The organism is Salinispora oceanensis, assembly GCF_000383575.1.
GTDB lineage: Bacteria > Actinomycetota > Actinomycetes > Mycobacteriales > Micromonosporaceae > Micromonospora > Micromonospora oceanensis.
The window spans coordinates 1,300,246-1,323,003 of record NZ_KB911579.1 but is presented as its reverse complement, the minus strand read 5'-3'; the positions used below and the strand labels follow the sequence as shown (position 1 = coordinate 1,323,003).

General features: G+C 67.7%; 27 protein-coding genes and 4 pseudogenes. 17 read left to right on the top strand and 14 right to left on the bottom strand.

From position 1 onward, the window contains the following. Positions 1-11 precede the first annotated feature (11 nt). Together SALPAC4_RS0106025 and SALPAC4_RS25080 are read left to right on the top strand one after the other, a co-directional pair. A complete protein-coding gene (locus SALPAC4_RS0106025) occupies positions 12-551 on the top strand; it encodes a GNAT family N-acetyltransferase (protein WP_019869551.1) in 540 nt (179 codons plus the stop codon). Positions 552-596: 45 nt separating this feature from the next. Then, positions 597-1,202: pseudogene (locus SALPAC4_RS25080) on the top strand (XRE family transcriptional regulator); the annotation flags it as partial. A 660-nt stretch (positions 1,203-1,862) separates the two neighbouring features. Here the strand turns inward: SALPAC4_RS25080 and SALPAC4_RS0106015 are convergent. The 7 genes and pseudogenes from SALPAC4_RS0106015 to SALPAC4_RS29095 all read right to left on the bottom strand — a co-directional run. Further along, positions 1,863-2,345 carry a hypothetical protein gene (locus tag SALPAC4_RS0106015; RefSeq protein ID WP_019869549.1) on the bottom strand — a complete coding sequence of 161 codons (483 nt, stop codon included), beginning with the start codon at positions 2,343-2,345 and terminating at the stop codon, positions 1,863-1,865. 201 nt (positions 2,346-2,546) lie between these two features. Further along, positions 2,547-2,696 carry a DUF397 domain-containing protein gene (locus SALPAC4_RS26130; protein WP_019869548.1) on the bottom strand — a complete coding sequence of 50 codons (150 nt, stop codon included), beginning with the start codon at positions 2,694-2,696 and terminating at the stop codon, positions 2,547-2,549. A 27-nt stretch (positions 2,697-2,723) separates the two neighbouring features. Next, positions 2,724-2,915, bottom strand: a complete 192-nt coding sequence (locus SALPAC4_RS26125; protein ID WP_080640854.1) for a hypothetical protein — start codon at positions 2,913-2,915, stop codon at positions 2,724-2,726. Then, positions 2,912-3,142, bottom strand: a complete 231-nt coding sequence (locus SALPAC4_RS28250) for a hypothetical protein (protein ID WP_027645094.1) — start codon at positions 3,140-3,142, stop codon at positions 2,912-2,914. The genes SALPAC4_RS26125 and SALPAC4_RS28250 overlap by 4 nt, the downstream gene beginning before the upstream one ends. Continuing rightward, positions 3,142-3,321, bottom strand: a complete 180-nt coding sequence (locus SALPAC4_RS0106000; protein ID WP_019869547.1) for a hypothetical protein — start codon at positions 3,319-3,321, stop codon at positions 3,142-3,144. The genes SALPAC4_RS28250 and SALPAC4_RS0106000 overlap by 1 nt, the downstream gene beginning before the upstream one ends. A 95-nt stretch (positions 3,322-3,416) precedes the next feature. Then, positions 3,417-4,196: a tetratricopeptide repeat protein gene (locus tag SALPAC4_RS0105995; RefSeq protein ID WP_027645093.1), complete on the bottom strand. Its 780-nt coding sequence runs from the start codon at positions 4,194-4,196 to the stop codon at positions 3,417-3,419. A 219-nt stretch (positions 4,197-4,415) separates the two neighbouring features. Continuing rightward, positions 4,416-4,553, bottom strand: a pseudogene (locus SALPAC4_RS29095) (helix-turn-helix domain-containing protein); the annotation flags it as partial. Positions 4,554-5,154: 601 nt separating this feature from the next. Here SALPAC4_RS29095 and SALPAC4_RS0105990 point away from each other — a divergent pair. Together SALPAC4_RS0105990 and SALPAC4_RS0105985 are read left to right on the top strand one after the other, a co-directional pair. Next, entirely contained in the window at positions 5,155-5,913 is a 759-nt protein-coding gene (locus tag SALPAC4_RS0105990) for a Clp protease N-terminal domain-containing protein (protein WP_019869544.1), read from the top strand. A gap of 206 nt (positions 5,914-6,119) precedes the next feature. Further along, the gene (locus tag SALPAC4_RS0105985) at positions 6,120-7,097 is read left to right on the top strand and encodes an asparaginase (RefSeq protein ID WP_223874692.1); all 978 of its coding nucleotides are present in this window, start codon (positions 6,120-6,122) and stop codon (positions 7,095-7,097) included. Between the two features lie 299 nt (positions 7,098-7,396). Here SALPAC4_RS0105985 and SALPAC4_RS0105980 read toward each other — a convergent pair whose 3' ends face one another. Further along, positions 7,397-7,576, bottom strand: a complete 180-nt coding sequence (locus SALPAC4_RS0105980) for a hypothetical protein (RefSeq protein WP_019869541.1) — start codon at positions 7,574-7,576, stop codon at positions 7,397-7,399. A gap of 450 nt (positions 7,577-8,026) precedes the next feature. Here SALPAC4_RS0105980 and SALPAC4_RS0105970 point away from each other — a divergent pair, with 450 nt between their 5' ends. The 7 genes and pseudogenes from SALPAC4_RS0105970 to SALPAC4_RS0105945 all read left to right on the top strand — a co-directional run bounded on the left by SALPAC4_RS0105970 (position 8,027) and on the right by SALPAC4_RS0105945 (position 13,111). Continuing rightward, positions 8,027-8,719 carry a DUF2975 domain-containing protein gene (locus SALPAC4_RS0105970; protein ID WP_027645092.1) on the top strand — a complete coding sequence of 231 codons (693 nt, stop codon included), beginning with the start codon at positions 8,027-8,029 and terminating at the stop codon, positions 8,717-8,719. Positions 8,720-8,844: 125 nt separating this feature from the next. Next, complete coding sequence (locus SALPAC4_RS0105965) at positions 8,845-9,078, top strand: hypothetical protein (RefSeq protein WP_019869538.1); 234 nt, start codon at positions 8,845-8,847, stop codon at positions 9,076-9,078. 190 nt (positions 9,079-9,268) lie between these two features. Beyond that, positions 9,269-9,496 carry a hypothetical protein gene (locus SALPAC4_RS26110; RefSeq protein WP_080640851.1) on the top strand — a complete coding sequence of 76 codons (228 nt, stop codon included), beginning with the start codon at positions 9,269-9,271 and terminating at the stop codon, positions 9,494-9,496. Between the two features lie 2 nt (positions 9,497-9,498). Next, complete coding sequence (locus tag SALPAC4_RS0105960; RefSeq protein WP_033665059.1) at positions 9,499-9,981, top strand: Clp protease N-terminal domain-containing protein; 483 nt, start codon at positions 9,499-9,501, stop codon at positions 9,979-9,981. A gap of 452 nt (positions 9,982-10,433) precedes the next feature. After that, positions 10,434-11,180, top strand: a pseudogene (locus SALPAC4_RS0105955) (phosphatase PAP2 family protein); the annotation flags it as partial. A gap of 432 nt (positions 11,181-11,612) precedes the next feature. Continuing rightward, positions 11,613-11,963 (top strand): MerR family transcriptional regulator, encoded by a 351-nt coding sequence (locus tag SALPAC4_RS0105950; protein WP_019869535.1) that lies wholly within the window; start codon positions 11,613-11,615, stop codon positions 11,961-11,963. Positions 11,964-12,259: 296 nt separating this feature from the next. Then, positions 12,260-13,111, top strand: a complete 852-nt coding sequence (locus SALPAC4_RS0105945; RefSeq protein WP_019869534.1) for an enoyl-CoA hydratase/isomerase family protein — start codon at positions 12,260-12,262, stop codon at positions 13,109-13,111. Between the two features lie 325 nt (positions 13,112-13,436). Here the strand turns inward: SALPAC4_RS0105945 and SALPAC4_RS0105940 are convergent, their stop codons facing one another. The 3 genes from SALPAC4_RS0105940 to SALPAC4_RS0105930 all read right to left on the bottom strand — a co-directional run bounded on the left by SALPAC4_RS0105940 (position 13,437) and on the right by SALPAC4_RS0105930 (position 15,062). After that, a complete protein-coding gene (locus SALPAC4_RS0105940) occupies positions 13,437-13,910 on the bottom strand; it encodes a hypothetical protein (RefSeq protein ID WP_019869533.1) in 474 nt (157 codons plus the stop codon). A gap of 193 nt (positions 13,911-14,103) precedes the next feature. Beyond that, complete coding sequence (locus SALPAC4_RS0105935; protein ID WP_019869532.1) at positions 14,104-14,478, bottom strand: hypothetical protein; 375 nt, start codon at positions 14,476-14,478, stop codon at positions 14,104-14,106. Beyond that, complete coding sequence (locus SALPAC4_RS0105930) at positions 14,475-15,062, bottom strand: TetR/AcrR family transcriptional regulator (protein WP_019869531.1); 588 nt, start codon at positions 15,060-15,062, stop codon at positions 14,475-14,477. Before SALPAC4_RS0105930 ends, SALPAC4_RS0105935 begins: the two co-directional genes overlap by 4 nt. Positions 15,063-15,237: 175 nt before the next feature. Here SALPAC4_RS0105930 and SALPAC4_RS28240 point away from each other — a divergent pair. Beyond that, positions 15,238-15,366: pseudogene (locus SALPAC4_RS28240) on the top strand (VOC family protein); the annotation flags it as partial. On the opposite strand, the gene SALPAC4_RS0105925 reads toward SALPAC4_RS28240, so the two are convergent. The 3 genes from SALPAC4_RS0105925 to SALPAC4_RS0105915 all read right to left on the bottom strand — a co-directional run bounded on the left by SALPAC4_RS0105925 (position 15,309) and on the right by SALPAC4_RS0105915 (position 18,091). Beyond that, a complete protein-coding gene (locus SALPAC4_RS0105925; RefSeq protein WP_019869530.1) occupies positions 15,309-16,004 on the bottom strand; it encodes a response regulator in 696 nt (231 codons plus the stop codon). The pseudogene SALPAC4_RS28240 and the gene SALPAC4_RS0105925 overlap by 58 nt on opposite strands. Positions 16,005-16,020: 16 nt before the next feature. Beyond that, a complete protein-coding gene (locus tag SALPAC4_RS0105920; protein WP_223874690.1) occupies positions 16,021-17,361 on the bottom strand; it encodes a sensor histidine kinase in 1,341 nt (446 codons plus the stop codon). 172 nt (positions 17,362-17,533) lie between these two features. Beyond that, a complete protein-coding gene (locus SALPAC4_RS0105915) occupies positions 17,534-18,091 on the bottom strand; it encodes a CGNR zinc finger domain-containing protein (RefSeq protein WP_019869528.1) in 558 nt (185 codons plus the stop codon). A 114-nt stretch (positions 18,092-18,205) separates the two neighbouring features. On the opposite strand from SALPAC4_RS0105915, the gene SALPAC4_RS0105910 reads away from it, so the two are divergent. The 5 genes from SALPAC4_RS0105910 to SALPAC4_RS0105890 all read left to right on the top strand — a co-directional run bounded on the left by SALPAC4_RS0105910 (position 18,206) and on the right by SALPAC4_RS0105890 (position 22,736). Then, complete coding sequence (locus tag SALPAC4_RS0105910) at positions 18,206-18,670, top strand: VOC family protein (RefSeq protein WP_019869527.1); 465 nt, start codon at positions 18,206-18,208, stop codon at positions 18,668-18,670. An 81-nt stretch (positions 18,671-18,751) separates the two neighbouring features. Further along, a complete protein-coding gene (locus SALPAC4_RS0105905) occupies positions 18,752-19,666 on the top strand; it encodes a pyridoxamine 5'-phosphate oxidase family protein (RefSeq protein WP_019869526.1) in 915 nt (304 codons plus the stop codon). Then, positions 19,663-19,854, top strand: coding sequence for a ferredoxin (locus SALPAC4_RS0105900; RefSeq protein WP_019869525.1), 192 nt, complete (start codon positions 19,663-19,665; stop codon positions 19,852-19,854). The genes SALPAC4_RS0105905 and SALPAC4_RS0105900 overlap by 4 nt, the downstream gene beginning before the upstream one ends. After that, positions 19,851-21,077: an NAD(P)/FAD-dependent oxidoreductase gene (locus SALPAC4_RS0105895; RefSeq protein ID WP_027645091.1), complete on the top strand. Its 1,227-nt coding sequence runs from the start codon at positions 19,851-19,853 to the stop codon at positions 21,075-21,077. Before SALPAC4_RS0105900 ends, SALPAC4_RS0105895 begins: the two co-directional genes overlap by 4 nt. A 540-nt stretch (positions 21,078-21,617) precedes the next feature. Continuing rightward, positions 21,618-22,736, top strand: coding sequence for a glycosyltransferase 87 family protein (locus SALPAC4_RS0105890; RefSeq protein ID WP_027645090.1), 1,119 nt, complete (start codon positions 21,618-21,620; stop codon positions 22,734-22,736). Positions 22,737-22,758: the final 22 nt, after the last annotated feature.

Sequence of the window (22,758 nt, the reverse complement as noted above, 5' to 3'; positions counted from 1 at the left end):
GCTGTTGCGGCATGAATGGGCTGACGTACACGACTACCGACGCTGTCGGCGCCCGTCAACGCACCGATGACGTGAGGAACCTGTACGCCGCCGTCTATTTCGAGCCCCCCTACAACGAGGGGCCAGAGCATGTGCGGCAGTTCCGCCGCTGGTGGTCGAACCATCTCCGGCAGCCTGGATTTACCCTCGTCTACGCCGCCGATGCCGGTCGAGTGGCAGGGGTGGCCTATGGGCACACCCTGCCGGGCGGTCAGTGGATCGAACCGGGCGCGGACGAGCCACCCGCGCGCTTGCGGGCCGCCGACAAAGTTCTCGTACCGGAATGGATGGTAGACCGCGCATACCGCGGCCGGGGTGTGGGCCGACGACTGATGTCGATACTGCTCGATGCGCGGCCCGAACCATACGCAGTGCTGGCCGCAAACCCGCAGGCGCCAGCGCGACGCCTGTACGAGCGGATGGGCTGGCGACAGTACGGGCAAATCAGACCCAAAATGATCCCGGACATGGACGTGCTGGTGCTGCGGCTATCAAACGAGGACCCGCTTTAGCTGGAGAGGCGCACTGCCCTGACGTCAGGCGACCGGACAACACATACCGAACGCTGGTATGACCTAGCCGGGGTGGCCGCCGACCGCTCCGGCGACCTCGCCGTGCGGGTGTGGGTCCGGGGCCGGGCCGCGATCGTGTTGGCTTACGAGGGGGCGGCGCTGACCACGGCGCGGCGGTACGCCGATCAGGCTGTCGCGCTGTCAGACCGGCCGTCACTCGGGCGCGTCCAGGCGTTGATGGCGCAGGCACACGTGGCGGCCGGACGCGGGGACCGGAGCGGCGCTGTCGCGCTCGATACCGATGCTCGGCGGGTGTTCGACTACGTCGCATCGGCGGATGGCGAGGTGTCTGATACTGCCGTTCCGCCGTGGCGGATGGTCACGTTCCGGAGCATGTTGTATGCCCGTCTCGGGATGCCTGACCCGGGGGCCGAGGCACAGGAGACGGCCGACCGCACACGACCTGTTGATTTACCGCGTTTCGCTACTCATATTGAGCTCCATCGTGGACTCACGATGGTTAAAGCCGGTGACAGCGCGGGCGGGGTCGCCTACGCCTGGCGGGCAATGGATGCCCTACCAGCCGACCGACGGTCGCAGAGCCTGTCACTCATGCTGCGTGAGGTGGAGCAGGCCGCCTCGCGGCGGTAACCCCGGCCCTGCCGCCATCGCCGGTACTCCCCGCCTGCACGTCACGCCGTTACCTGTCCGTGTGGTCGCCTCGGGCGCGTCGCGCCGTGCCGCATTCCTGGAGCTGTCCGATTTCGTCGCAGTCTATGCGTGTCGGACATTGAACAAGTCACAAAAGGCGCAAATACCGGTTGCTGCCGAGTGCCGCATCACGTGCACCCGGGCATCCGAGACGCCGGCCTCCTGAAGGACGACCTTCCACTCCGCCCAGTCCATGCGTGGGTCGATTGGCTGACCATCGGGACGGCAGAAGACGAGATCATTTGCTTTCCACCACGTACCGGCTTCCCGCATCTCCGCTCTTTGTAACTGCCGGTGTTCGCGCAGGAGCTGAGCCCTCCCCGGTGGTAGCGCGACAACGCGAGGGTGCGGACGACGCCGCCAGCCTTTCCACGGCCATTCGTAGAAGGCAGGGTAAGATCGTCGATGCGCTACCGTCGGTGACGTCCCGGCCGACGCCGACCTGCAACGCGAGCGCTCCGATCTGTAGGACCGGGGCCCCTTCGTCCGTGCCCATCGGTGCCCGTTGAGGATCTGGTATAGCCGGGCCGATGCCATACTGGCGGCTGCGGCGATATCGTCTCGCCGCAGCCTTACGACATGCGCCCCACCCAGATGGGGTTAGGTGCTAACCGAGGCGAGTGCTGGCGACTGGCCATGACGCCGCATTGAATTCGCCCTCAAAATGGCCTGAGTAACGACGACCTGGACCGCGGTGGGGATGAGCACAGCGACCACGCTGCCGAGACACGCCAACATTGTGCCGGTTGCCGACACGTCGGCCACCACGGCCACGACGGCAGCGTAGATCGTGGCCAGCGCGGCGGCGACGGCGGATGTGGTCAGCAACTTCAAGAAGAGGCCTGCGTGCTTCGTCGCGACCCCGCCGACCAAGTTGGCTGGGAAGAACAGCGACGGCACTAAGATGGCGCCCAGCAGGGCCGCAGGCAACACCATCATTAGTCCGCCGAGCGGACCACCTAGCGGTCTATCGGTCAACAGCGCGAAGGCGATCAGCCCGAAGTAGACAACCACCCCCTGCGCGACGAACATCGACCAGGCCACAACCGCGCCCAAAAGGTGCGGGATAGCACTATTGCGCATGACAACTTCCCTTACGGCGATTCAGCAGTCGCTGCCACACCATCGTACGGGTTAGTTTATACAGGACTCACAAATGGCTCGTGGCAGCCGGCTTCACGTCGCCTCCGGGCCACGAGGGTGAACCGGGGCCAGCGTGAAGTTGACCCCGGGCCTTGTGGGTCAGAGGTCTGCCCGTCGCGGGGTCGAGCCCTCGAATGCTTCTCACCCGTCGGGGGTAAAGGCAAGGGCGGGGCCGGTGGGGTTCTTGCTGTCGCGCACGAACCGCTGGCCGGTCTCGTCCACGACGACCTCGACGCGGTTCGGCGACGAGTTGTCGCAGCGCATCGGCTTCTTCCAGGTCAGCTTGTTCATGCTTCAACCTTTCGTTCGCCGGCCGTCTCATGCGGCCGGACATCTGTACGGGGTGGTGGGGGGCGCTCCGAGTAGGTCATAGGTGAGTAGCCCGGCGTACGCGTCCGCCCAGGGCCAGCAGCGGCGCGGGGTGCCGCACACGGGGCAGCGTCCATCGACCTGGCGGTGCTCGTTCAGGTCCCGCCACCACCGGTGGACGGTCGCGTCGGCCGGTTTCATCGCTGCGCCCGCGCGCGTTGCGGGGGCGCCCAGTTGCCCTGCCCGACTGTGGCGAGGTAGTCGTATGCGGTCTCGGTGGGTGGGCACGGCCATCCGCAACCGCACACAGGGCACCGGTCCACCCGGGGCCAGTGCTCGCGGATGATCCGCCGGGCGGACAGGATCATCCGGGCGCGTAGCTGCGCCACCGAAAGGCTGGCCGGGCTGGGCCGGGTGTGGGTGGCCATCACCGGCGGTTCGCCCGTAGTCGGGCCAGCGGGGTCAGCAACGGCCGCGTATCGAGGAGCACCGTTGGCTGGTTGTGCAGCGGGGAGTAGGCGCCGGCCCGCGCCGCGTACCGGGTGGCGGGGCCGACCGCGTCCAGCCGTGTGGGCCGGCGGCGGAGTCGGCGGAGTAGCCGGATCATGCGCGTGCTCCCTCACCCTCGATGGAGGTGAGACGGCCCGTTCTCTAGCTGTGGCCACCCCTATTTGGGAGCTTTCCGTGAGGGGGAGACTACTGCTAGGTGGTGTATGTCCGCAGGTTTCCTGCGGACAGGCTGCGGACGGCGAACTCGACGCGCCTAGCCAGGTGCTCTGTTCCGGTCGTCTCCGCGATGGCCTGTACGCTTTCGTACGCTTCGAGTGCGGCGCTGACGTCGCCGAGTTCGGCCAACGTCGCCGCGAGGTCAAATCTGTAGGGGACGGTCCATGCCGCACCTTTCGCGTACGGCGGCAATCCGTGCAGGCCAGTGCGAAGGTGCTCGACTGCCAGGGCGTTGTCGCCGAGCAGCCGATAGACCAGGCCGCGCTGCATCTTCAGGTAGTCCAGAGAGTGAAAATAGATCCATGGTGGCTCCCGGTCTGGGGCCTCGGTCGCTTGCGTGGCGAGATCAATAGCCTGGTCGAGTAGCCCGATCGCGGTGGAAGCCGCTCCGACCAGAGCATGACCTCGCGCCTCCTGCTGAGCGGCGAGCGCCCGTACGCCTGGGCTGGCTGGTTGGCGCAGGGCTGCTGCCGACAACCCGATCAAAGGTCCTGGTCGGCGGTGTTGCCATGCCAGGTGTCCACGCATGCTGAGCACTGTGGCGATCATGTCCGAATTTCCGGTCTCGGTGCCCCATTCCAAAGCAGCGGAGTACCAGCGACCAGCCACGCGCGGATGTCCGGCGGCGGCGTTTAGCCAGCCTCCGAACTGGGCCCATTGGGCGGCTAGATCCACGAGACGGGCCCTCGAGTCACCGCGCACTTCGGTGATCAGGGTGGCGAGGAAGTCAAGTTGGATGCGGACTGCTGGGAGCACCGCGGCAGCGCCAATGCTGTCTTCGAGGCGGCGGTGTGCGGTGAGTGTATCGGCGAGGGCGTCGAGAGTGGCTGGCTCAACTCGGCGAGGGCGCTCTTGGGTAAAGGCCAGGCGGTCAGTCGACTGGCCTGTCGGCGGGGCTGGACGGATCAAGCTGGTAAGCCGGTCGTCGCTGTTGAGTGCGTCGTCCAACCGTTTAGCGAGATCCAGGGTGGGTTGTCGACGGCCAGTTTCAATGTCATGCAGATGCCCTCGGCTGGACAGGGCAAAGGACGCGAGCTGTCGGAGGCTGACTCCCGCGACTGTGCGCAGCTGGCGTAGTTCGGCTCCGAAACAGGGGTCAACGATCGCCGGCATTGGGTTCCCCCAGGTTGAGGACTGGGCGGCGGGCCGCCGGCCTCAACCCCGGCGGGCCGCCGCCATCGACGGTACTCCCTGCCCGCATGTGACGCCGCCATCCGGCCGTGTGTGGTCGCCTCGGGCGCGTCGCGCCGTACGAATTCCTGGAGCTGGCAGATTTCGTCGCAGCCTATGCGTGTCGGACATTCCACAAATCATAAAAGGCGCAAATACCATTAACCGTCTTTACGTGTCGATTGTGGAACCGCTATTACCGCTAGTCGCCTAGTGATCACGGTGACGGGGGTTGCGCCGCATGGGTTGCGGTCGTCTCGTCGCATGTCAATCGACAGGGGTTGTCGGCCGCGAAAACCTTCCCATCCATCCGTACGTGTGTTCGACTGACTCGCTTCTGGCCGGCACTCAACGGAACCTGGCCCTGCCCAGGCTGCGTCATCGCTGGAGGGCAGCGCAACCCGCCAGTCGCTGAACCAGGACCGTGGCCTGGACTACATCCACGACCTCGTACGCCGAAAACCGCATCCTGGACAGATAACCCCCCGGGGGGTACACAAGGGTTATGCTCTTCCTGAAGGCGTGCGCGAGAGGGGTTCCAGTAATGCCGAAGATCAACGTCTACCTGCCCGACGAACTGGCCGAAGCGGTGAAGGAAGCCGGGGTGCCCGTCTCCGCCGTCTGCCAACGGGCGCTGGAACAGGCCGTGCGACGGGTCACCGCGATTCGGGAAACGGCTCTGAGTGATCTGGACGACGCGGACCTGGCCGTGAGGCTGCCGCACTTCACGGCGCGGACCCGTGCGGCACTCAAACTCGGCATCGAGCAAGCGCAAGCGGCCGAGGCGCCGGCGGTGGGCAGTGGGCATCTGCTCGGTGGCCTGCTGACCGAAGGCGGCAACCTGGCCCTACACGTCCTACGGGCGGTGGAGATCGAACCCGACCGAGTCGGCCGCGAGCTTGCCCGCCAGCCGTTGACAGAAGCCGGCGTCGCCGCGGACGCATCGCAGCGCTTCAGCGGTCCGGCGTCCAACGCGCTGGAGTTGGCCGTCACGGAAGCGACCGCGTTCGGACACAACTACGTCGGTTGCGAACACCTGCTGCTGGGGCTGATCGCCGAGCCCGAGGGCACCGCCGGGCAGGTCCTGCGCTCGTTGGGTGCGGAACTGCGATTGACCCGCCGCGCGGTGGTGGCAGCCCTCGCCGGCTACGTGCACCTGCGGGCCCAGACACCGCAAGCCGCCGACAGCGGGACGACGGAGACGGCGGCGGCGTTGGCCGCCGCGGTCCGTCAGGAACTGCAGCCCATCGTGCGCCGAATCGAACGGCTGGAGGAGCGGGCAGGTGTGGTCACCGAGAGCTGAAACCGGCCTCGACCACTCACCCGGCTCGTCGCAGCAGTGGCCCGGTAACCCGCCGGACGCCGGTCTGACCCGCACGCGGGGACCGCGCCCAAACGCGCGTGCTGTCCTGGCCGCAATCGCCGCGACGGCAATGTTCCTGCTGCTTCTGCTGCCATTGCTGGCCGAAACCCGGTAACGCCCCGACCGGACAGGTGAAGGAACCGTACGTGACCAAACGTGTGCTGCTCCTGGCGACCAAGGACACCATCGCCTACTCCCGCCGACCCGGCCACGAGGCCGTCGCATCCGGTGCGGATCTCCTCAAGACCATCCCCGCGGACCTGCTGACCGCCGACGTGACCGTCGAGGACGTACTCGCCGAACCGAGCTGGGACATGTCACCAGCCACGATGCTGACACTGGCCCGCCGGGCCCGCGCCGCCATCCTCGACGACAGCTTCGACGGCGTCGTGATCACCCACGGCACCGACACTCTGGAGGACACGGCCTTCCTCATCGACCTACAAGCCGGACCGGCCGCCCTGCACGGCGGGATCGTTCTGACCGGGGCGATGCGCCACCTGGACGACCTGTCCACCGACGGCCCACGCAACCTCGCCTCAGCCATCACCGCCGCGGCAGACCCCGCCCTCGCCGGGGTCGGCGTCGTGGCCTGCCTCAACGACGAACTGCACGCCGCCCGCTGGGTCGCCAAGGTCGACGCCACCAGCGTGACCGCATTCTCCTCGGCGCCACACCCGCCGGTCGGCCGTGTGATCGGCACCGGGGTCGAGATGCTGGCATCCCCGCCACCGCGGCCACCCGAGCCGCGGGGCGAGCCAGAATCCGACGTCGCCCTCATCAAGACCTACCCCGGCATCGATCCAGTCCTACTCACCGCAGTAGTGGACGCCGGTGCGCGCGGGATCCTGCTGGAGGGCACCGGCATGTTCAACGTCCCGGTCAGTCTCCTCGCAGCCATCAGCGACCTGACCGAATGGGACATCCCCGTGGTCATCGCCTCCCGATGCCGCACCCGCGACATCGACCTGGCGGAGCTGCCCCTGGGCAGCGGCCTTGCCGCCAAAGTCGGTGCGATCGGAGCCCGCAGCCTCGCCCCCGGAAAGGCACGCAGCGCCCTGATGGTCGCCCTCGGCCCAAACGGCGGAGTCAAAGCCGCACGTGACTGGTTCCAAAGACTCTGATCCGACAGGGACACTTCCGCAACTACTAGACCAGATTCAGCGAGACAACCTGGCGCAAACCGCTTTCACAGACCAGATTCGACGAGACCCAGCCGGATAGCAGCGTCTCACTGGATCTGGTCTCGCCCTGCTCAGCGGCCCGCAGCCCGGACCACATTCATTGAGACAGGACAGTCCAGGTCGGCCCGGGGGTCGATGGGCCGCCCGTTGGGCTGGCAGAACACCAACCCCAGGTCGTCGATCCCGGTGCCGTGGCGGGCGAGGTCGTCGGCGGTGAGGAACAGGTGCAGCCGGGGACCCTAGTCATGGTCGGTGGACCGCTGCGTGTCGAAGCCGAGGACCTCGGACCCCACGCCGATCAACGCTGCGCTGTAGGTGAGGCCGGGAAGGTAACGAGACAGCAGGGGCTGGACCGCGTCGTCGTAAAGGCGGCGGGACAGCTCGACGCCGGAGACGAAGCCCACAGACACGCCCCGCATCCTCGCAGCGCAGACGGGTTGTCGGCGACGGACTTTCGGTGTTCTCGGTCAGGCGTGCTCGTCGCTGGTGAGGTCGGGGTGATCCAGGACGGGGTGTAGCGGGTGCCGGCTTGGATGCTCAGGCCGAACAGGTCGGCGAGGCGGCGGACGTCGCCGCCGGTGGCGTGGGCCTCGTCGAGGATGGCTCGGTGAACAGCACTTTGCGGCCCTTGAGCAGCCGGCAGCTGGACTTGAGGCCCTGCCCTGCGGTGGAACGCGCGCTTCCGGAGGGCGGCAGGGCGTTGAGGACCTGCTCTCGGGTGATCTCCCGCAGCGAGTGATGGCCGATGGCGGCCCGATCTTCTGCTAGCCCATGGCCTGCTGGGCGGCGGAGCACCATCGTTGACTTATCGATCTTCGCTATGCACGCTCGAGGCCACAACGAGAGTCGATGAGAGAGCGTCGGTGAGTATGACTGTGAGAGTGCGCGTGCGCCTGCTGACCGGACTGCTCGGTACGGCCGCAGCGGCCGTGTTGGTGTTCGGCGTGTGGCCGGCTCTGCTTGGCTCGTCGGGACTGGAATTAGGGCGCGGCATGGTCCCGATGCCCGCGCCACAGCCGGTTTTGTCTGTTGCGGTGCTGCCTGACGACGGGTTCGGCGATCGGTGGCAGGCTACCGCGCACGAGCACCACGAGCTGTTCGCGTGGAAGGACACCTCCGACGGCACTCGGGATGCCGCCACCGGGCTGCCGCCGGTCGAGCTGTTCACCCCGACGATGCGACTCTCGATTTGGGGGCCGACGTGGGACGATCGGATCGGCATCGCCGGGCCGGAGCTCGCGGCGCAGGCATTGATCCTGTTAGTGCTCTGGCTGCTGTGGCGGATTGTCCGCACGGTGCCTACCGGCGAGGTGTTCACCACTGCCAACGTCCGTCGAATAGTCAGCATCGGCCTGGTGGTGGCGGTTGGCGGTAGCGCTGTCCAGTTGCTCGGTTTCGCCGCTCACAAGGCCATCGTCGCCCGCTCCGCCGCGGCTGGCATCGTTGACGTCGCCTTCTCATTCTCGTTCGTGCCGCTGGCGATCGGTGCGACTGTGCTGTTGCTGGCCGAGGTGTTTCGGCAGGGTGTGCGGCTGCGAGCCGAGGTGGCCAGGCTGGTGTGATGGCGCGAGCGCCAGACGAGCCTGGTCACCGGGCCAGCCCGAACTCGAACCACCACTCGTCCAGATCGCTTTGACCGGTGCTCGCTGTCGCGGAACCGTCCCCTGCGGCAGCCGCCACTGGTGGCGTGACCTGGCGTGACCTGGTGGGATGCGGTGGCTTCGTCGTGGCCGTCTACCCCATCGTCCGCGCGCTGGTGCAGCCGTTCGTCATCGACATTGGCGCCCCGGCGAGTTGCCCACGACTGGGCGGCCCCACTCTGGCCGGCGTGTTGCTGGTGCACTGCGGTCCAGGTCTGTCTGGTGTTGCCGATTCTGCTCTCTCGGGTCGTGCGCCGCAGACGCTCCCGGACCACGGTTAAGGGCGTCGGCTAACCCAAGCCGGGTGCGCGGCTCCTGTAGTCGCTATCCCGGGCGACCCCCTTCCTTGACCAGGTCGAGGTCTGCTGCGCGACAGCTACGTGGTCGTCCGTCACCAGGGGACTCGCGGTTGGCGTCCTGCTCAGAGCAACATTGGTTGACTATTATTACTAGTCAACTAAGGTTGCTCGCATGTCGGTTGAAGTCCAGTCCTCGGAGGATCCCGGCGCTGCACTCGCCGCCGTCACGGCATTGCGGCGCCTGGCTGACCAGTTGGAAGATGCTGCCGTGGAGCGTGCCATGCGATCCGGCTGGAGTTGGCCGCAGGTCGCGGAGGCGCTTGGTGTGACACGGCAGGCGGTGCACAAAAAGCATGCCAAGCGGCTTGTTGCTGCCGGCGTCGCACTAAGGAGGCGTTGACCATGTCCACGACAATCCGTAGGTACGTGCAGGCCGTCATCGACCAGGCCGGGACCGAGGCCCAGAAGGAAGGTGCCGCATCCATTGAGGCTCAGCACCTTCTCCTGGCGATAGCCGCGGAACCGGAGGCGAACACGCGGCAGGTGCTGAGCGCGGCTGGTCTCGACTACCAGAGCATTCGTACCGCGCTGCAGCGGGAGTTCGAGCAGAGTCTCGGTGTGGCCGGAGTTTCCCTGGCCGCCTTCGGCGCGGTGGCCCGTCCCGGGGCGAGTCACGCCCGTCCCACCAAGCTCGGTGCCTCGGCCAAACTGGCCCTTGAGCGTGGTCTGGGCAAGCGTCAGAGTGAGTTGCGACCGCTACACCTGTTGCTCGGTATTCTGCGGGCCCAGGAGGGCGTCGTGCCGCGAGCGCTCGCAACCGCCGGGATCAACCAGCCCGAGCTCACGATGCGGGTGATCGACGCGCTCACCGTCCAGGATGACTGACGAGGGGTAGTCACTGAAGGGCGTCAGGGCTGGCGTGTTTTGGTTGGTCTGGATCGGTCTACGGCGTTCTTTGTATTACTGAATGCCGTTTCAGCGATGCCACCGGGATTTGCAGTTTTCGTCAGTGTCATCGCCGCGGCTCCGGTTGCCGCCATCCTGCATCACTCCGGGGTCGCGGAAAAGGTGGTTAAAGAGCATTTCCTTCCGTCGGCTACCCGCGCTGCTGACCGACGCGACTTCGGTTCCAAGCTGGGCGGCGGGCGTGCCTCAGGGTTCCTTGGCGCGGTGCTCGGGGCTGGCTACGGGGATCAACAAGAGATGGCGAAGGTCCCGGCCCTACTTTGGTGGGGGTACACCCCTGACTTCAGCCAAATAGCCCAACGGTTACCGGCGCCTACGATGGGAACGAACACCGCGAACGGGATGGTGGTGCCGGATCAGGGGATGGGGATATGAGGACGAAACCGCAGTACATGGCCCCTGCCGTAGCTGCGGTGGTGCTGACAGCGGTGGCCGCCGCAGCCCCGAACCCGGCTCAGGCGGCTGCCGGCGTCGGTGCCGACGGAATCAAAGATGTCCCGGATATCGTCGGCGAGTGGTACCTCGATATCGTCGAGTGGGCCGACACCACCCCCGGCATCGTCCAGGGGTTCATGGCGCACTTCACCGATCTCGGCATCGTTCTCCTGGCGGCGACCTGGTTGTTGGTCTTCCGGCACGCTCGTCGAGGGCCGACCCGGCTGATGGCGCTGACGTTGGTCGCTGGGTTCGCTGTGGTGCTCGCCTACGGCATCAGCGAGTGGGCCAAGACCTATCTGGACGCGGAGCGCCCCTGCCGGACGTTCTCGGGCTTGCCGATCATCGCGGCGAGGTGCCCATCGCCTGGGGACTGGTCATTTCCCAGCAACCACAGCACGATCGCCTTTGGGCTGGCCGTAGCGATCTTCCTGGTCTCCTGGCGGTTGGGCTTGCTCGCGCTGCCGCTCGCCGTGCTGGCCGGCTTCTCTCGGATCTTCGTCGGTGTGCACTATCCGCACGACGTGGCGGCCGGGTTCCTGATCGGTGCGGCGGTGACGCTGATCGTGTCGGGGCTGCTGGTCCGCCCGGTAGCCAGGCTGGTCGGCTCGCTGCGGGAAAGGCCCGGCTTGGGTCGGCTGCTTTCCACGAGACGGAGCTCCGCTGCGATCTCCGGGTTGGATCGCCCCGCGTCAACGAGCCACAGCACGTCGCGTTCCCGGTTGGTGAGTGCCTTGAGCGCTGGCAGGCTACCGCGCCATAGGCCACGGGCTCGCCGGTCGTACCGCCGCTGAAGTGTGTGCTGACCCGGCGGGCGACCTTCGGCGACAAGACAGGCGCAGCCGTCGGCGACCGCCTGCCCGCCGGCGATCAGCTCCCGGGGGCTCGGTCTTCAGCACCGGGATCTGGTCGACCTGGTCCTTGGGCGCTATGCCACCGTTGGCAGCGGCTCGGCTAGGCCGTCAAGACGCCGTTCGATCTGGGCCCATCGGGGTCGTGAGCAGCAGGGCCGCGTGGGCCGAGCCTCCCTGTATCATTGACGTGAACGTCAGGTTAAGGTCGACCGTCACGGCGTGACCGCTCCGGTTCGCCGTCGACCGGCGGGGAGGACACAGATGCGGATCGGCGAGGTCGCGGCCGCGACGGGTGTGAGCACTCGCGCGCTGCGCTACTACGAGGAGCAGCAGCTGTTGTCTTCTGCCCGTAGTGCGGGCGGACAGCGGCACTACCCGGCCGTCGCGGTGGAGCGAGTGAGATTGATTCAGTCGTTGTACGGCGCCGGTCTGACTAGCAAGGTCATCGCGGGGATCCTGCCCTGCGTCAATACTGGTTTCGCCACCCCCGAGATGATGACGCGGCTCACGGCTGAACGGGAGCGCCTCGACACCCAACTGCGCGAGCTGTCGCGAACCCGGGACCGCCTTGACGAGATCATCGCCGCGACCCAGGTTGCTCCCGCTAGCTGATCAGCCAAGATTCGGTTGCCGGCTCGCTTCGCGAGCCGGCCCTGCTGGGCTTGCGTCATCCCGTAGTGCGCGGGGTGTGACAGCCCGCCCCTCGCGGAACAACTCATGCCTAGTCGGCATCTTAAAGTCCGTGCGGCATGGTGATCTCACTCACTCAATCTTGCCTTTGACGTCAACGGCAGGTTTTAGCGTGGGTGCTGCTGAGCGAACGGGTGCACCGCAGACGGCGTCCTGCCGCGACAGCAACACACCAGCCCCGGTCGACGCAGAATCGGCCGTTTCCAAGGGAGTGCGACATGAACTACACGGACTACACCGCGATGCGGGTCAAGGTCGACGACGGCATCGCCTGGGTAACCCTGGCCAACTCGCCCGTGAACCTGCTCGACGCGACGTTGGTGCCGGAGTTGAAGCGATTCGTCCGCACCGTCCGCGACGACGACCAGGTGCGGGTCATCATCGTGCAGAGCGATGATCCGGACTTCTTCGCCGCGCACGTCGACATGGCCTTCGCCTTTGATGCTGAGGGCTTTATGCAGCTGGGCGCCGAGGACACCGGCGCACCTGCGCTCAACCCCATGCAGCACCTTATGCTGTCGATCCGGTCCCTACCCCAGGTGACGATCGCGAAGCTGCGGGGACGTCTACGCGGCGGTGGCAACGAGCTGGCCACCGCGATGGACATGCGGTTCGCCGCGGCGGGACAGACCTGGATGTCCCAGCTGGAGACGCGCATCGGCATCATCCCCGGCGGCGGCGGAACCCAGCTGTTGTCCCGGCTGATCGGCCGCTCACGCGCACTGGAAGCGATCCTCGGGGCCGGCCTGCACGACACCGACACCGCCGAGAAGTACGGCTGGATCAACCGGGCCCTCCCACCCGCGCAACTCGACGCCTTCGTCGACGACCTCGCCCACCGGATCACCGCCCTCACTCCACAACAGATCACCGCCGCCAAGACGGCGATCGACGCCGCAACCGGCGGCGACACCCTGGAAGCCGGATTGGCCGCGGAGGGACAAGCGCTCGGACTCGTGTACCCGGCACCCGACGAAGCGTTGGAGAGGACTCGCCGATACCTCGACGCCGGCCTACAGACTCGTGCTGGTGAACTCGACCTCGAAGGCTTCATGGACCGCAACGGGTAGCCAGGTAGTCGGTCGAGTAGCCCTGCCGTGCTGCGGCTGCGGGACGGTCGGGAGGCCTGTCGCGCCGTTACGGGGGAAGCCGGCCTTGGCGGCGGGGTGAGCGTGACCCGGCTCGTTCGAGCGACGACGACAAGATGGGCATGAGACTCTGTAGATCACCATCGAAAGAACCTCGGTGATTAAGGAGCTCATGCCCACCTTGCTGGCTGCGGTTACCCCGACTGTCCCGATCTAGGACCTGTTGTCGGTCGCTTCTATTCAAACAGCATTGGGGTCAAGGCCGCTGACTGCCACTTTCCGGGCCAAGGATGTTGTTGACGATTACTCAGCCGACCAGGCGATAGGAGTTGGCGAAACCATTGGGGGTGCAAACGGCCAACTGCCGCCGGACATCGGTGTAAGAGAAGCCGGGCGGTACGGTGCAGGCCCAAATTCCGGTTTGGGGCACCCGAAGGTAGTAGGAGTTGGCGAAGCCGCTGGTCGAGCAGACGCTCAGTTGGCTTCGTACGGACGAGTAGGTGTATCCGTACGGCACCGTGCAGGTCCAGATTCCGTCGCTGGGGGCGACGACGTAGTAGGAGTTGGCGAAGCCGCTGGGGCTGCAGACACCCAACTCCCGCCGCACGGAAGAGTAGGTATACCCGGATGGTACAGAACAGGCCCAAAAGCCACTCACCTGTGTGGCCGATTCGGTGGGGTGCTCGGCACCGTGAGCAGCGGCCGGCACGGTACCCAGGCCAGCGACGACCAAGGCGACAGTGGCGATCAGGCGGGACGCGGTCTGACGAACGGAGCGCACAAAACCTCCAGTTGACACGATGGGTCTTTTGATTCCTATAGATGACTGTAGGCGGTCCCTGTTAAGCCCCTGTGAATGATCGGACTTCAGGTCCAAGGCGGGTGATCGTCGATGGGAATGCCCAGGCCAACCTTGTGGTGCCAGGGAAAGGGTCGGCAGTGTGGGGCCCGCCTGCACCCAGGATTACGGCTGTTCATGTCATTCCCGCCCCGGTCAGGATCGCCACCGGAAGCAGAAGTATCCACTGGGGCAGCCGGAGTAAGGGCCGTGGCCATCCGACTCGGAAGGTGATCACCATAAACGTTGCGGAGTAGGCGAGGAAGCGTGCCCCGATGAACAGTACGAGTGGCGCGTTGGAAGCGCTGGCCAGGCCGAGGCCAAGCAGGGCTACTCCACTGAGTAGCAAGTCGACGGTGACCATGTGCCAGACGGCGTGCAACGTTCGCTTCGGCTCGTCGGGGATGCCGCTGCCAAGCAGGGGGCGCACCGTATCGAGCCCACCGCCGATGGCGTGAATGAGGCCGGTGACGCACGCGAGCGAGCCACCGGCCAGCAACCATCCGTTCATCGAACCTCGATTCCTTTGGCAATGGTGGTGGCGATGTGAGAGGCCAGTAGGGCATCACTGGGTTGTCCGAGGACGCCCAGGTGAAGGAGGACCGTGCCGACGAGCATGTCCAGGACCAGCTCAACAGGGACGTCGCCGCCGGTTTCACCCTGCGCTTGCGCTCGGTCGAACACCACCAGGAGGCGGGCCTTGGCCGGGGCTAAGAACGCGGAGAGGAGTCTGTCGCGAAGTTCGGGGGTCGCGGTGATGTCGGCTAGGAGGCCCGGTAACGCCGCGACCGCCGCTGGGGAGCTGAACTCCTCCACCAGGCCGGCGGTGATGGAGATCAGATCCCCCTGGAGTGTTCCGGTGTCGGGGACTGGCGCGGTATCGGTGGTGGTGAACACCGCTTCGTAGACCAGCTCCGGTTTGCCGGACCAGCGACGGTAGATCGTGTCCTTGCCGACTCGAGCGCGTGCGGCCACCGCCGAGATCGACATCGCGGTGTAGCCGACCTCGCGGACGAGTTCGGCGGTGGCGGCGAGGATGGCCGCGTGGGAGCGATCGTCTCTCGGACGGCCGCGGGGGGAAGGTGAGGATGTCACTCCTTCTATTTGCCATACGGGACGACCCGTTTGGAATATCGGTCAACAGGTGACCAGCGAGCCGTCCGACTTCATCGGACGGTCCACCGGCTGGTGCAGGTGGGCCCGACCAGCGCGCGCGAACGCGCGCCGAGCGCACCGATCGAGGTGCTGTAGCTGGAACAACCTGGAAGGCGCCCAGGTGCCGGTGCTGGCCCTGGGTGCGACCCTGCTGGACGATGGAGCAGCTGGGCGTGGTTGGCGTGTCTACGCTGACCCCGCGGGGCATCCGTTCTGCCTGGTTCGCCTACCCGTAGCGATGTAGCCGAGTTCATACGCGGCGATGACGGCCTGGGCGCGGTCGCGGGCGCCGAGTTTGGCGAAGAGCCGGTTGATGTGGGTCTTGACGGTGTGGTCGGTGATGGTGAGATGCTCGGCGATCTCGTCGTTGGAGTGGCCCCGCGCCACCAGAAGCAGGACCTCGGTTTCGCGTCCGGTCAGGTTCGGGGCCTCAGGTCGGGATGGTGGAGCGGGGCGCCGGTGACGGAAGTGGGTGATGAGCCGCTGGGTGATGTCGGGGGAGAGCATGGCTTTGCCGGCGGCCACCACCCGTACGGCGTGCAGCAGTTCGGGGAAGGTGGCGTCTTTGAGCAGGAATCCGCTGGCTCCGGCGGCGAGGGCGTCGTAGACGTATTCGTCCAGGCCGAACGTGGTCAGGATGAGTACGCGGGTGGCGAGGTCGGGGTCGGCGAGGAGCGCCCGGGTGGCGGCTATCCCGTCGGTGCGCGGCATCCGGATGTCGAGCAGGGCGATGTCCGGGCGATGCTCGTGGACCAGTCGGATGGCGTCCTGGCCATCCGCGCCCTCCGCGACGACGGTGATGTCCTCCTGGGTGGCGAGCAGTTTGACGAAGCCGGCGCGGACAACGGCCTGGTCGTCCACCACCACCGCGCGGATCACCATTACGGGACTCCCTTCGCTACGGCCCACAGCGGCCGGCCGGGGGCCGGGCCCCCCAATGATCAAGGGTGCGGCTCGGCCTGCTGGCTGCGGACCCCGCTGACCTCGCCGGCCTCGACGATGTCGGGTGGAAGGCGCGGACCGCGGCGTCGGGCGCGGTAACCGGTAGGAGCGCGGTCACGACGAAGCCCCCGTCGGACGTCGGATACCAGTCCAGGTGGCCGCCGAGCAGGGTGGCCCGTTCGCGCATGCCGTCGAGGCCGTAGCCGTGGCTGTTCCCGGGTCGGCAGGCCGGTGGGCGGCTGGGAGCGGTGTTGGCGACGTGCACCCGGATGTGCCGCGGGGCGTAGTCGATCCGGCAGGTCGCATGGGCGCCGGGGGCGTGCCGACGAATGTTGGTCAGTGCCTCCTGGACGATGCGGTAGGCGGCCAACCCCACCGCGGCGGTGACGCGGGGTCGGGGGCCGGTGGTGACCGGTTCTACCGTCCCACCGGCGGCGCGGTGGGCTTTGAGCAGTGCGGTGAGATCCGCCAGGGTCGGCTGCGGGGTGGTGGCCGCGGTCCCGTCCTTCTCACGCAGGACGTCAACGAGGCTGCGCAGCTCCGCGAGCGAGTCGCGGGCCGAGGTGGCGATGGACTGGAAGCCGTCCCGGGCGTCGGCGGACAGGTCCGGGATGGTGTGGCGGTGCATCTCCGCCTGTACGGCGATCACGGAGACGGTGTGGGCCACGATGTCGTGCAGCTCGCGGGCGATTCGGGCTCGTTCGGCTGCCGCGGCCGCACGGCGCTCCAGCGCCACCAGGCGCCGCTGGGCGGCGTCGCGCTCCCGGCGATGCTGCTCGCGGCTGCGGGCGGAGTCCGCGAGCACCACGGTGGCGGTGATCGCGCAGGCCAGCACGAACGACTCGGCGAAGTAGGAGAGCGAACCCTCGGCGCCCAGCTCTGGGCGGGCTCCGTCGAGGTTGTAGGCGCCGAGTGCGAGGTGACCCAGGTTTACCAGGACTGCGGCGCCGATCCCGGTGGCGGTGAGGACAGCCGGGGGAAGCAGGCGGTTTCGCGCGGTGGCGTAGAGACCGGTTGCGCCGGCCAGACCGACGCAGAGCAGCAACGCGGGTTGGACGAGAAAGTTGATCAGCGCGGCGGCCGTCGCGGCGGCGGCGAGCCAGGGACGACGGTGCCGCCAAGCCAGTGGTACGACCGCAGCGGCTGCGGTGACAACGACGGTGGGCGAGGTGAGGTGAGCCATGGTGATCTCCACAATCGCCACCGCGGCGATCATGGCTGTGCTGAGGGCCGGGTACCAGGGCTGACGTGGTACGTCGGCCAGGCGTAGGGCGGCGGGGCGGCGCAACCGAGGCATGTGCCGATTCTCCTGACCAGCCGCAGCGGACACGTCACCGTCGGGTTTGATCTGTGGCACCGGCGTCAAACCCGGGATTGACACCGAAGATCGCACTCTGGAGGGACGACGCAGCCGCGTGGCCTTCCGCGACTGGCGGTACTCCGATTGAGGGATTTCCAGTATTGGGCGCTCAATTGGCCGCGTGGCGGCTGCGGGCGTAGTGCCGGGCTGCCTTGGCCCTGTTCCCGCAGCCCGCCATTGAGCACCAGCGGCGATTGCCTTTCGGGCTGGTGTCCAGGAAGTGCAGGACGCAGTCCGGGTGAGCGCAGCGTCGCAGCCGATCGGCGCGCTCGGTCAAGAGAGTGTGGTAGTTGTCCGCCGCGTGCCAGGCCGCCAGATGAACCGGGTCCTCGACCCGCACCACGGTGGTCGGACCGTCCTGCCCGACGCTCCGCGTGACGTGTCCCCAGGCGAGTACGGAGTTCAGGGCGGCGAGCGCTGCCGGGGAGGCCGGGTCGGTGAGGTGTGCCCGTATCGCCTCGCGCGCGACGAGCAGCGCTTGGCGGACCGGCTCGGTGGCCGGCCAGTGCGAGCGGTCATTGCTGGCGAGCCATAGCCGCGTTCCCACAAGATCGCCGAGCAGGTCATGGGGGCCTTCGGCGTCCACCCAGATCGTGTTGAGCAGGTCCAGGCCGAGCGGCTCGCCGATGAGTGGGCGTGGATCGCGCGGCAGACCGGTGTCACTCATGCCCGCCACCCTAACCGATAAAGGCGGGTTGACAGGTCGAATGCTAACCCCTAGCGTGGTGTTCACCGGTTAGAAGCGCCGTCATTTTGGCGCGCGCCGTTACGGAGGTAGCCCATGACCACGATCACCACACCGATCGCCCTGAAGACCGGGCACATCGGGCTCAACGTCACCGACCTCGCCCGCTCGATCGACTTCTATCGAGCCGCGCTCGGGCTTGACCTGCAGGCCACGGGCGCCAAGGGGGCGCAGCGCTGGGCGTTCCTCGGCCGAGACGGACACCTGCTCGTGACGCTCTGGCAGCAGTCGGACGGCCGCTTCCCCACCGACCGTCCCGGGCTGCATCACCTGTCCTTCCAGGTGGAGACGATCGCCGAGGTGCAGACCATCCAAGCGACCTTGCGGGCGCTCGGGGTCGAGTTCGCCTACGAGGGTGTCGTTCCCCACGGCGAGGGAGTGACCTCCGGCGGAGTGTTCTTCACCGACCCCGACGGCATCCGACTCGAGGTATACGCACCGACCGGTGCCGATGCGGTCGCCGTCCCGGTCAACGGCGCCCCCACCTGCGGTTTCTTCTAAGCCGACCCCGTGGTGCCGGGTCCGCTGCTCCGGGCCCGGCACCAGCGCCCCGCCAAGCGACAGCGCCACAGAGAGGCTGCCATGGTCCACTACCACCCCGGGGAACTCGCCGCGCAGCGGCGGGCCGGAGTCGTCGAACAGGCGGAGCATTCCCGCCTTGGGATCGGCACGACCCTTCCGCCGCCGGCCGTGGAGTTCCTGGCCGAACAACCCATGATCGTTGTCGGTGCGGCGGACGCCGGTGGGCGCATGTGGGCGAGCCTGCTCACCGGGCCGCCCGGTTTCATCAGCGCCTCCGACGAGCGGAGCATCGACATCGGCGTCCGGCCGGTGCCTGGCGATCCGCTCGCCCCAGTGCTCGCCCACCCGACGGAGGTCGGCTCAATCGCCATTGAGCCCGGCACGCGGCGTCGGATGCGGCTCAACGGGGTCAGCCACCCGAAGCCCGGTGGGCTCCGGGTCCGGGCCGAGCAGGTCTATGCCAACTGCCCCAAATACATCCAGCAGCGGACCCCGCAGTGCGCCACTCACACCCGACCACCCACGCCACCGGTCATCAGCAAGACGCTCACGCCGAGACAGCAGGAGATCGTCCGGCGGGCCGACACCTTCTTCGTGGCCACCCGATCCGCATCGGGCGCATGCGACGCCTCGCACCGAGGCGGCAACCCCGGCTTCACGCACGTGCTCTCACCCGACCGGTTGCGCTGGCCGGACTACGGCGGCAACGCGATGTTGATGACGCTGGGCAATCTCCAGCAGGACCCGGCCGCCGGCGTGCTGCTGGTCGACTGGTACTCCGCTACGACGTTGCAGCTCACCGGCACCGCCGAGGTCGACTGGGACCCGGCTATCCCGATGCCCGGTGCACGGCGGACGGTCGACTTCTACGTGGAACGAGTTGTCCAGATCGACAACAACAGCCCCTTTACCTGGAGCGCGCCGAAGTACTCACGCTTCAACCCCACCCTCGACCCGCAGGCGGACAAGCCATGACCGTGATCGTCGACCTCAACCTGTGCCAAAGCCACGGACAGTGCGTGTACGCCGCACCCGAGGTGTTCGCCTTCGACGAGGAGGAAAACCTGACGTACCAACCGGAGCCTCCGGAGTCGCAACACGACAGGGTGCGCGCCGCCGTCGCCGCCTGCCCCGTCCGCGCCATCCTGGTGAGTGAGCCATGAGCCCCCTTCGCCGGGTGGTGGTGGTCGGTGCCTCACTCGCCGGGCTGCGCGCCGCCGAGGCGCTGCGCCGACACGGCCACGCGGGTGAACTCGTGCTGGTCGGCGACGAGCCACACCTGCCGTACGACCGACCGCCGCTCACCAAGCAGTTCCTCAATGATGGGTGGCGACCCGAGCAGATCGCGCTGCCCATTGCACCGGGGCTCGACATCACGTGGCGGCTGGGCGTACCCGCCAGCGGACTCGACGTGGCCGACCACGCGGTGCGGCTCGCTGACGGTTCGCTGCTCCACTACGACGGGGTGGTCCTCGCCACCGGCGCTCGCGCTCGGCCCTGGCCCGGCCACCTGACACCCGCCGGAGTGCACACCATCCGGGGGCTCGACGACGCGGCGGCGGTGGCCGAGGCGCTGTCCCGCACCCGCCGACTACTCATCGTCGGTGCCGGCTTTCTCGGCGGCGAGGTGGCCGCGGCGGCCAGAGCCCTCGGCGTCGCGGTGACACTCGTCGAGCCCCAGGAACTTCCGCTGCTCGCGCCAACCGGGCCGCACGTCGGGCGGTTCGTGGCCGCCCTGCACCGAGCCAACGGCGTCGACCTACACCTCGGCTCGAGGGTGCAAGGTTTCACCAGCAACGGGCGGGACGAGCTGACCGGAGCCGAGCTGACCGACGGAACCCACGTCGAAGCGGACCTGGCAGTCCTAGCGCTCGGCGCCACGCCGAACATCGAATGGCTCGCCGGGTCCGGCCTGGTCACCGACAGGGGGCTGGTCTGCGACGAGCACTGCCAGCCGCTCCGGGACGACCGATTGCCCGCGCCGGATGCGGTTGCCGCCGGCGATGTGACCCAGTGGCCGCATCCGCTGGCGGGAAATGAGCTGATCTCACCCGGCCACTGGAGCAACAGCGTCGAGCAGGCCACCGCCGCAGCGCAGACTCTGCTGAAGCCCGGCACAGCCCCCGCTTACCGGCCCGTGCCGTCGTTCTGGTCAGACCTGTACGGGACGCGAATCCGCTCGGTCGGGCTGCCGCACCTTGCCGACTCCAGCGAGGTGGTCGACCACGACCCCGCCGCACACCGCCTCATCGTGGCCTACCACCGGAACGGCGCACTCGTCGGCGCGCTCACCGCCAACCACACCAGCCAGCTCGTTCCCTACCGTGCGGAAATCCAGCGCCACCTCGACAGTCGACCTAGCCGCACTCGGTTGGTTCATGACTGAGTGGTGCGTTGTTCCTCGGCTCTCGAGTGCTGGCAGAGCGCTCTGGGGCGCGGCCCAGGTGATCGGTGAGGAAGCGGTTGAGCAGATCGCAGCATCGCCGCGGCAGGCGTAGGTGGCCCGGTCCGGCCGGTGCGGAGCAGCAGCTCGGGCTGAACGAGGAAGCTGAGCAGCGCGGCGACCACGCTTGCGTTCAGGGCCGGATGTCAGGGCTCATGTGGTGTGTCTGCCCGGCACAGGGCGGCGGGGCGGCGCAGTCGGAGCAGGTGCCGAGTGTCCCTGGAGCCGTCCCACTGGACGTATCACCGCCGGGCCTGATCTATTGTGCCGGTGTCACACTCCGGGTTGACGCCGAAGTTCGTACTCTGGGGTGACGATCGGGGCCCGTCGCCTTCCGACACTGGCGTTTATCCAATATGGAAGGCGCCGTAAATGACCAGGACTCCGCTACTACGTCAGCCGCTTGCCGTGCCCGCAGCCCGGCGGCGGTCCCTCAGCCCTGCCCGCACCACGCCGTGGCCGCTGCTCTGGGCGGGGAGCGCCGTGGCGGCGGCGCTTATGGCCGCCGTGACTGACGAGGGGCCGCACCGGATCTGGGGGCTCTGCGCGACCATCGGCTACGCGGTGGCCACGATCTTGGCCGCCGGTCCGTCGAGTCGGCTGCGCCGAGCCGCGCCGTTCGTCGCGGCCGTGGGTGCCGCCGTCGTACCCATGATGTGGCTGGTCGTGCACCGGCAGGGGCAGCTTGAGGTCGATGTCGTGCACCACTCCGGCGTGCTGCTGCTGCAGACCGGCAGCCCGTACCTGCCCGAGCCATCCCAGCTCGAGGACTACAACCCGTACCTGCCGGCGATGGCGCTGTTCGGGCTGCCGTACGCCCTGCTCGGTGATAGCCCCGTGGCCGATGCGCGCTGGGGGTTCGCGCTGGTCTTCGGGCTCGCCCTGGCGGTGGCCGCCCGGGTCGCCGTCGGTCACTGTGCTCCCCGGGCCCTCGCACTCCTGGCCGCATTTCCACTGTTGGCCCTGCCGCTGGCCAGCGGGGGCATCGACCTGCCGGTCACGGCGCTGATGTGCCTCGCCCTCGCGACCGCCGCCGTGGGCCGTCCCGCGAAGACCGGGCTGGCCGCCGGCGCGGCGGCAGCGATGAAGTGGACGGCCTGGCCCGTACTGGTGGTGGCGTTGGTATTGCTCGCGGTACGCCGGGGCGGACGGGCCGCGTCGGGTGCGGGCGCCGTGGCCGCCGTGGTCCTCGTTGTTCTGACGGTTCCGAGCTTCCTCGCCTCGCCGGGGGCCTTCGTTGAACATGTTCTGCGCTATCCGCTGGGAGCGGGCCAGGTCGCCTCGCCCGCCGCGAGTCCGTTGCCCGGGCACCTCATCGCCACGCTGCTGCCGGGCGGGCGCCCGCTCGCCCTGGTACTGCTCGCCTGGGCCGCGGTGGCCATCGCCGTCGCACTGGTGACGAGACCACCACGGACGCTGCTCGCCGCCGCCGACCGGCTCGCCTTCGCCCTCGCGGTGGCCATCTGCCTGGCCCCCGCCACCCGGTTCGGCTACCTCCTGATGCCGCTGACCATCGCCGCGTGGTTCCGTCTGCATTCCAGCCCGACGAATGTGCGCGGTAGCTCTATGTCCGTAGGATACCTATTCAACCGATTTGAGTAGCTTTTTCAGAATCATGCGTGTG

Coding starts and splice junctions, on each gene's coding strand:
- SALPAC4_RS0106025 (WP_019869551.1), top strand. CDS start 12: ATGAATGGGCTGACGTACACGACTACCGACGCTGTCGGCGCCCGTCAA.
- SALPAC4_RS0106015 (WP_019869549.1), bottom strand. CDS start 2,345: ATGCGCAATAGTGCTATCCCGCACCTTTTGGGCGCGGTTGTGGCCTGG.
- SALPAC4_RS26130 (WP_019869548.1), bottom strand. CDS start 2,696: ATGAACAAGCTGACCTGGAAGAAGCCGATGCGCTGCGACAACTCGTCG.
- SALPAC4_RS26125 (WP_080640854.1), bottom strand. CDS start 2,915: ATGAAACCGGCCGACGCGACCGTCCACCGGTGGTGGCGGGACCTGAAC.
- SALPAC4_RS28250 (WP_027645094.1), bottom strand. CDS start 3,142: ATGGCCACCCACACCCGGCCCAGCCCGGCCAGCCTTTCGGTGGCGCAG.
- SALPAC4_RS0106000 (WP_019869547.1), bottom strand. CDS start 3,321: ATGATCCGGCTACTCCGCCGACTCCGCCGCCGGCCCACACGGCTGGAC.
- SALPAC4_RS0105990 (WP_019869544.1), top strand. CDS start 5,155: ATGCCGAAGATCAACGTCTACCTGCCCGACGAACTGGCCGAAGCGGTG.
- SALPAC4_RS0105980 (WP_019869541.1), bottom strand. CDS start 7,576: ATGCGGGGCGTGTCTGTGGGCTTCGTCTCCGGCGTCGAGCTGTCCCGC.
- SALPAC4_RS0105970 (WP_027645092.1), top strand. CDS start 8,027: ATGACTGTGAGAGTGCGCGTGCGCCTGCTGACCGGACTGCTCGGTACG.
- SALPAC4_RS26110 (WP_080640851.1), top strand. CDS start 9,269: ATGTCGGTTGAAGTCCAGTCCTCGGAGGATCCCGGCGCTGCACTCGCC.
- SALPAC4_RS0105960 (WP_033665059.1), top strand. CDS start 9,499: ATGTCCACGACAATCCGTAGGTACGTGCAGGCCGTCATCGACCAGGCC.
- SALPAC4_RS0105950 (WP_019869535.1), top strand. CDS start 11,613: ATGCGGATCGGCGAGGTCGCGGCCGCGACGGGTGTGAGCACTCGCGCG.
- SALPAC4_RS0105945 (WP_019869534.1), top strand. CDS start 12,260: ATGAACTACACGGACTACACCGCGATGCGGGTCAAGGTCGACGACGGC.
- SALPAC4_RS0105935 (WP_019869532.1), bottom strand. CDS start 14,478: ATGAACGGATGGTTGCTGGCCGGTGGCTCGCTCGCGTGCGTCACCGGC.
- SALPAC4_RS0105925 (WP_019869530.1), bottom strand. CDS start 16,004: ATGGTGATCCGCGCGGTGGTGGTGGACGACCAGGCCGTTGTCCGCGCC.
- SALPAC4_RS0105920 (WP_223874690.1), bottom strand. CDS start 17,361: ATGCCTCGGTTGCGCCGCCCCGCCGCCCTACGCCTGGCCGACGTACCA.
- SALPAC4_RS0105915 (WP_019869528.1), bottom strand. CDS start 18,091: ATGAGTGACACCGGTCTGCCGCGCGATCCACGCCCACTCATCGGCGAG.
- SALPAC4_RS0105910 (WP_019869527.1), top strand. CDS start 18,206: ATGACCACGATCACCACACCGATCGCCCTGAAGACCGGGCACATCGGG.
- SALPAC4_RS0105905 (WP_019869526.1), top strand. CDS start 18,752: ATGGTCCACTACCACCCCGGGGAACTCGCCGCGCAGCGGCGGGCCGGA.
- SALPAC4_RS0105900 (WP_019869525.1), top strand. CDS start 19,663: ATGACCGTGATCGTCGACCTCAACCTGTGCCAAAGCCACGGACAGTGC.
- SALPAC4_RS0105895 (WP_027645091.1), top strand. CDS start 19,851: ATGAGCCCCCTTCGCCGGGTGGTGGTGGTCGGTGCCTCACTCGCCGGG.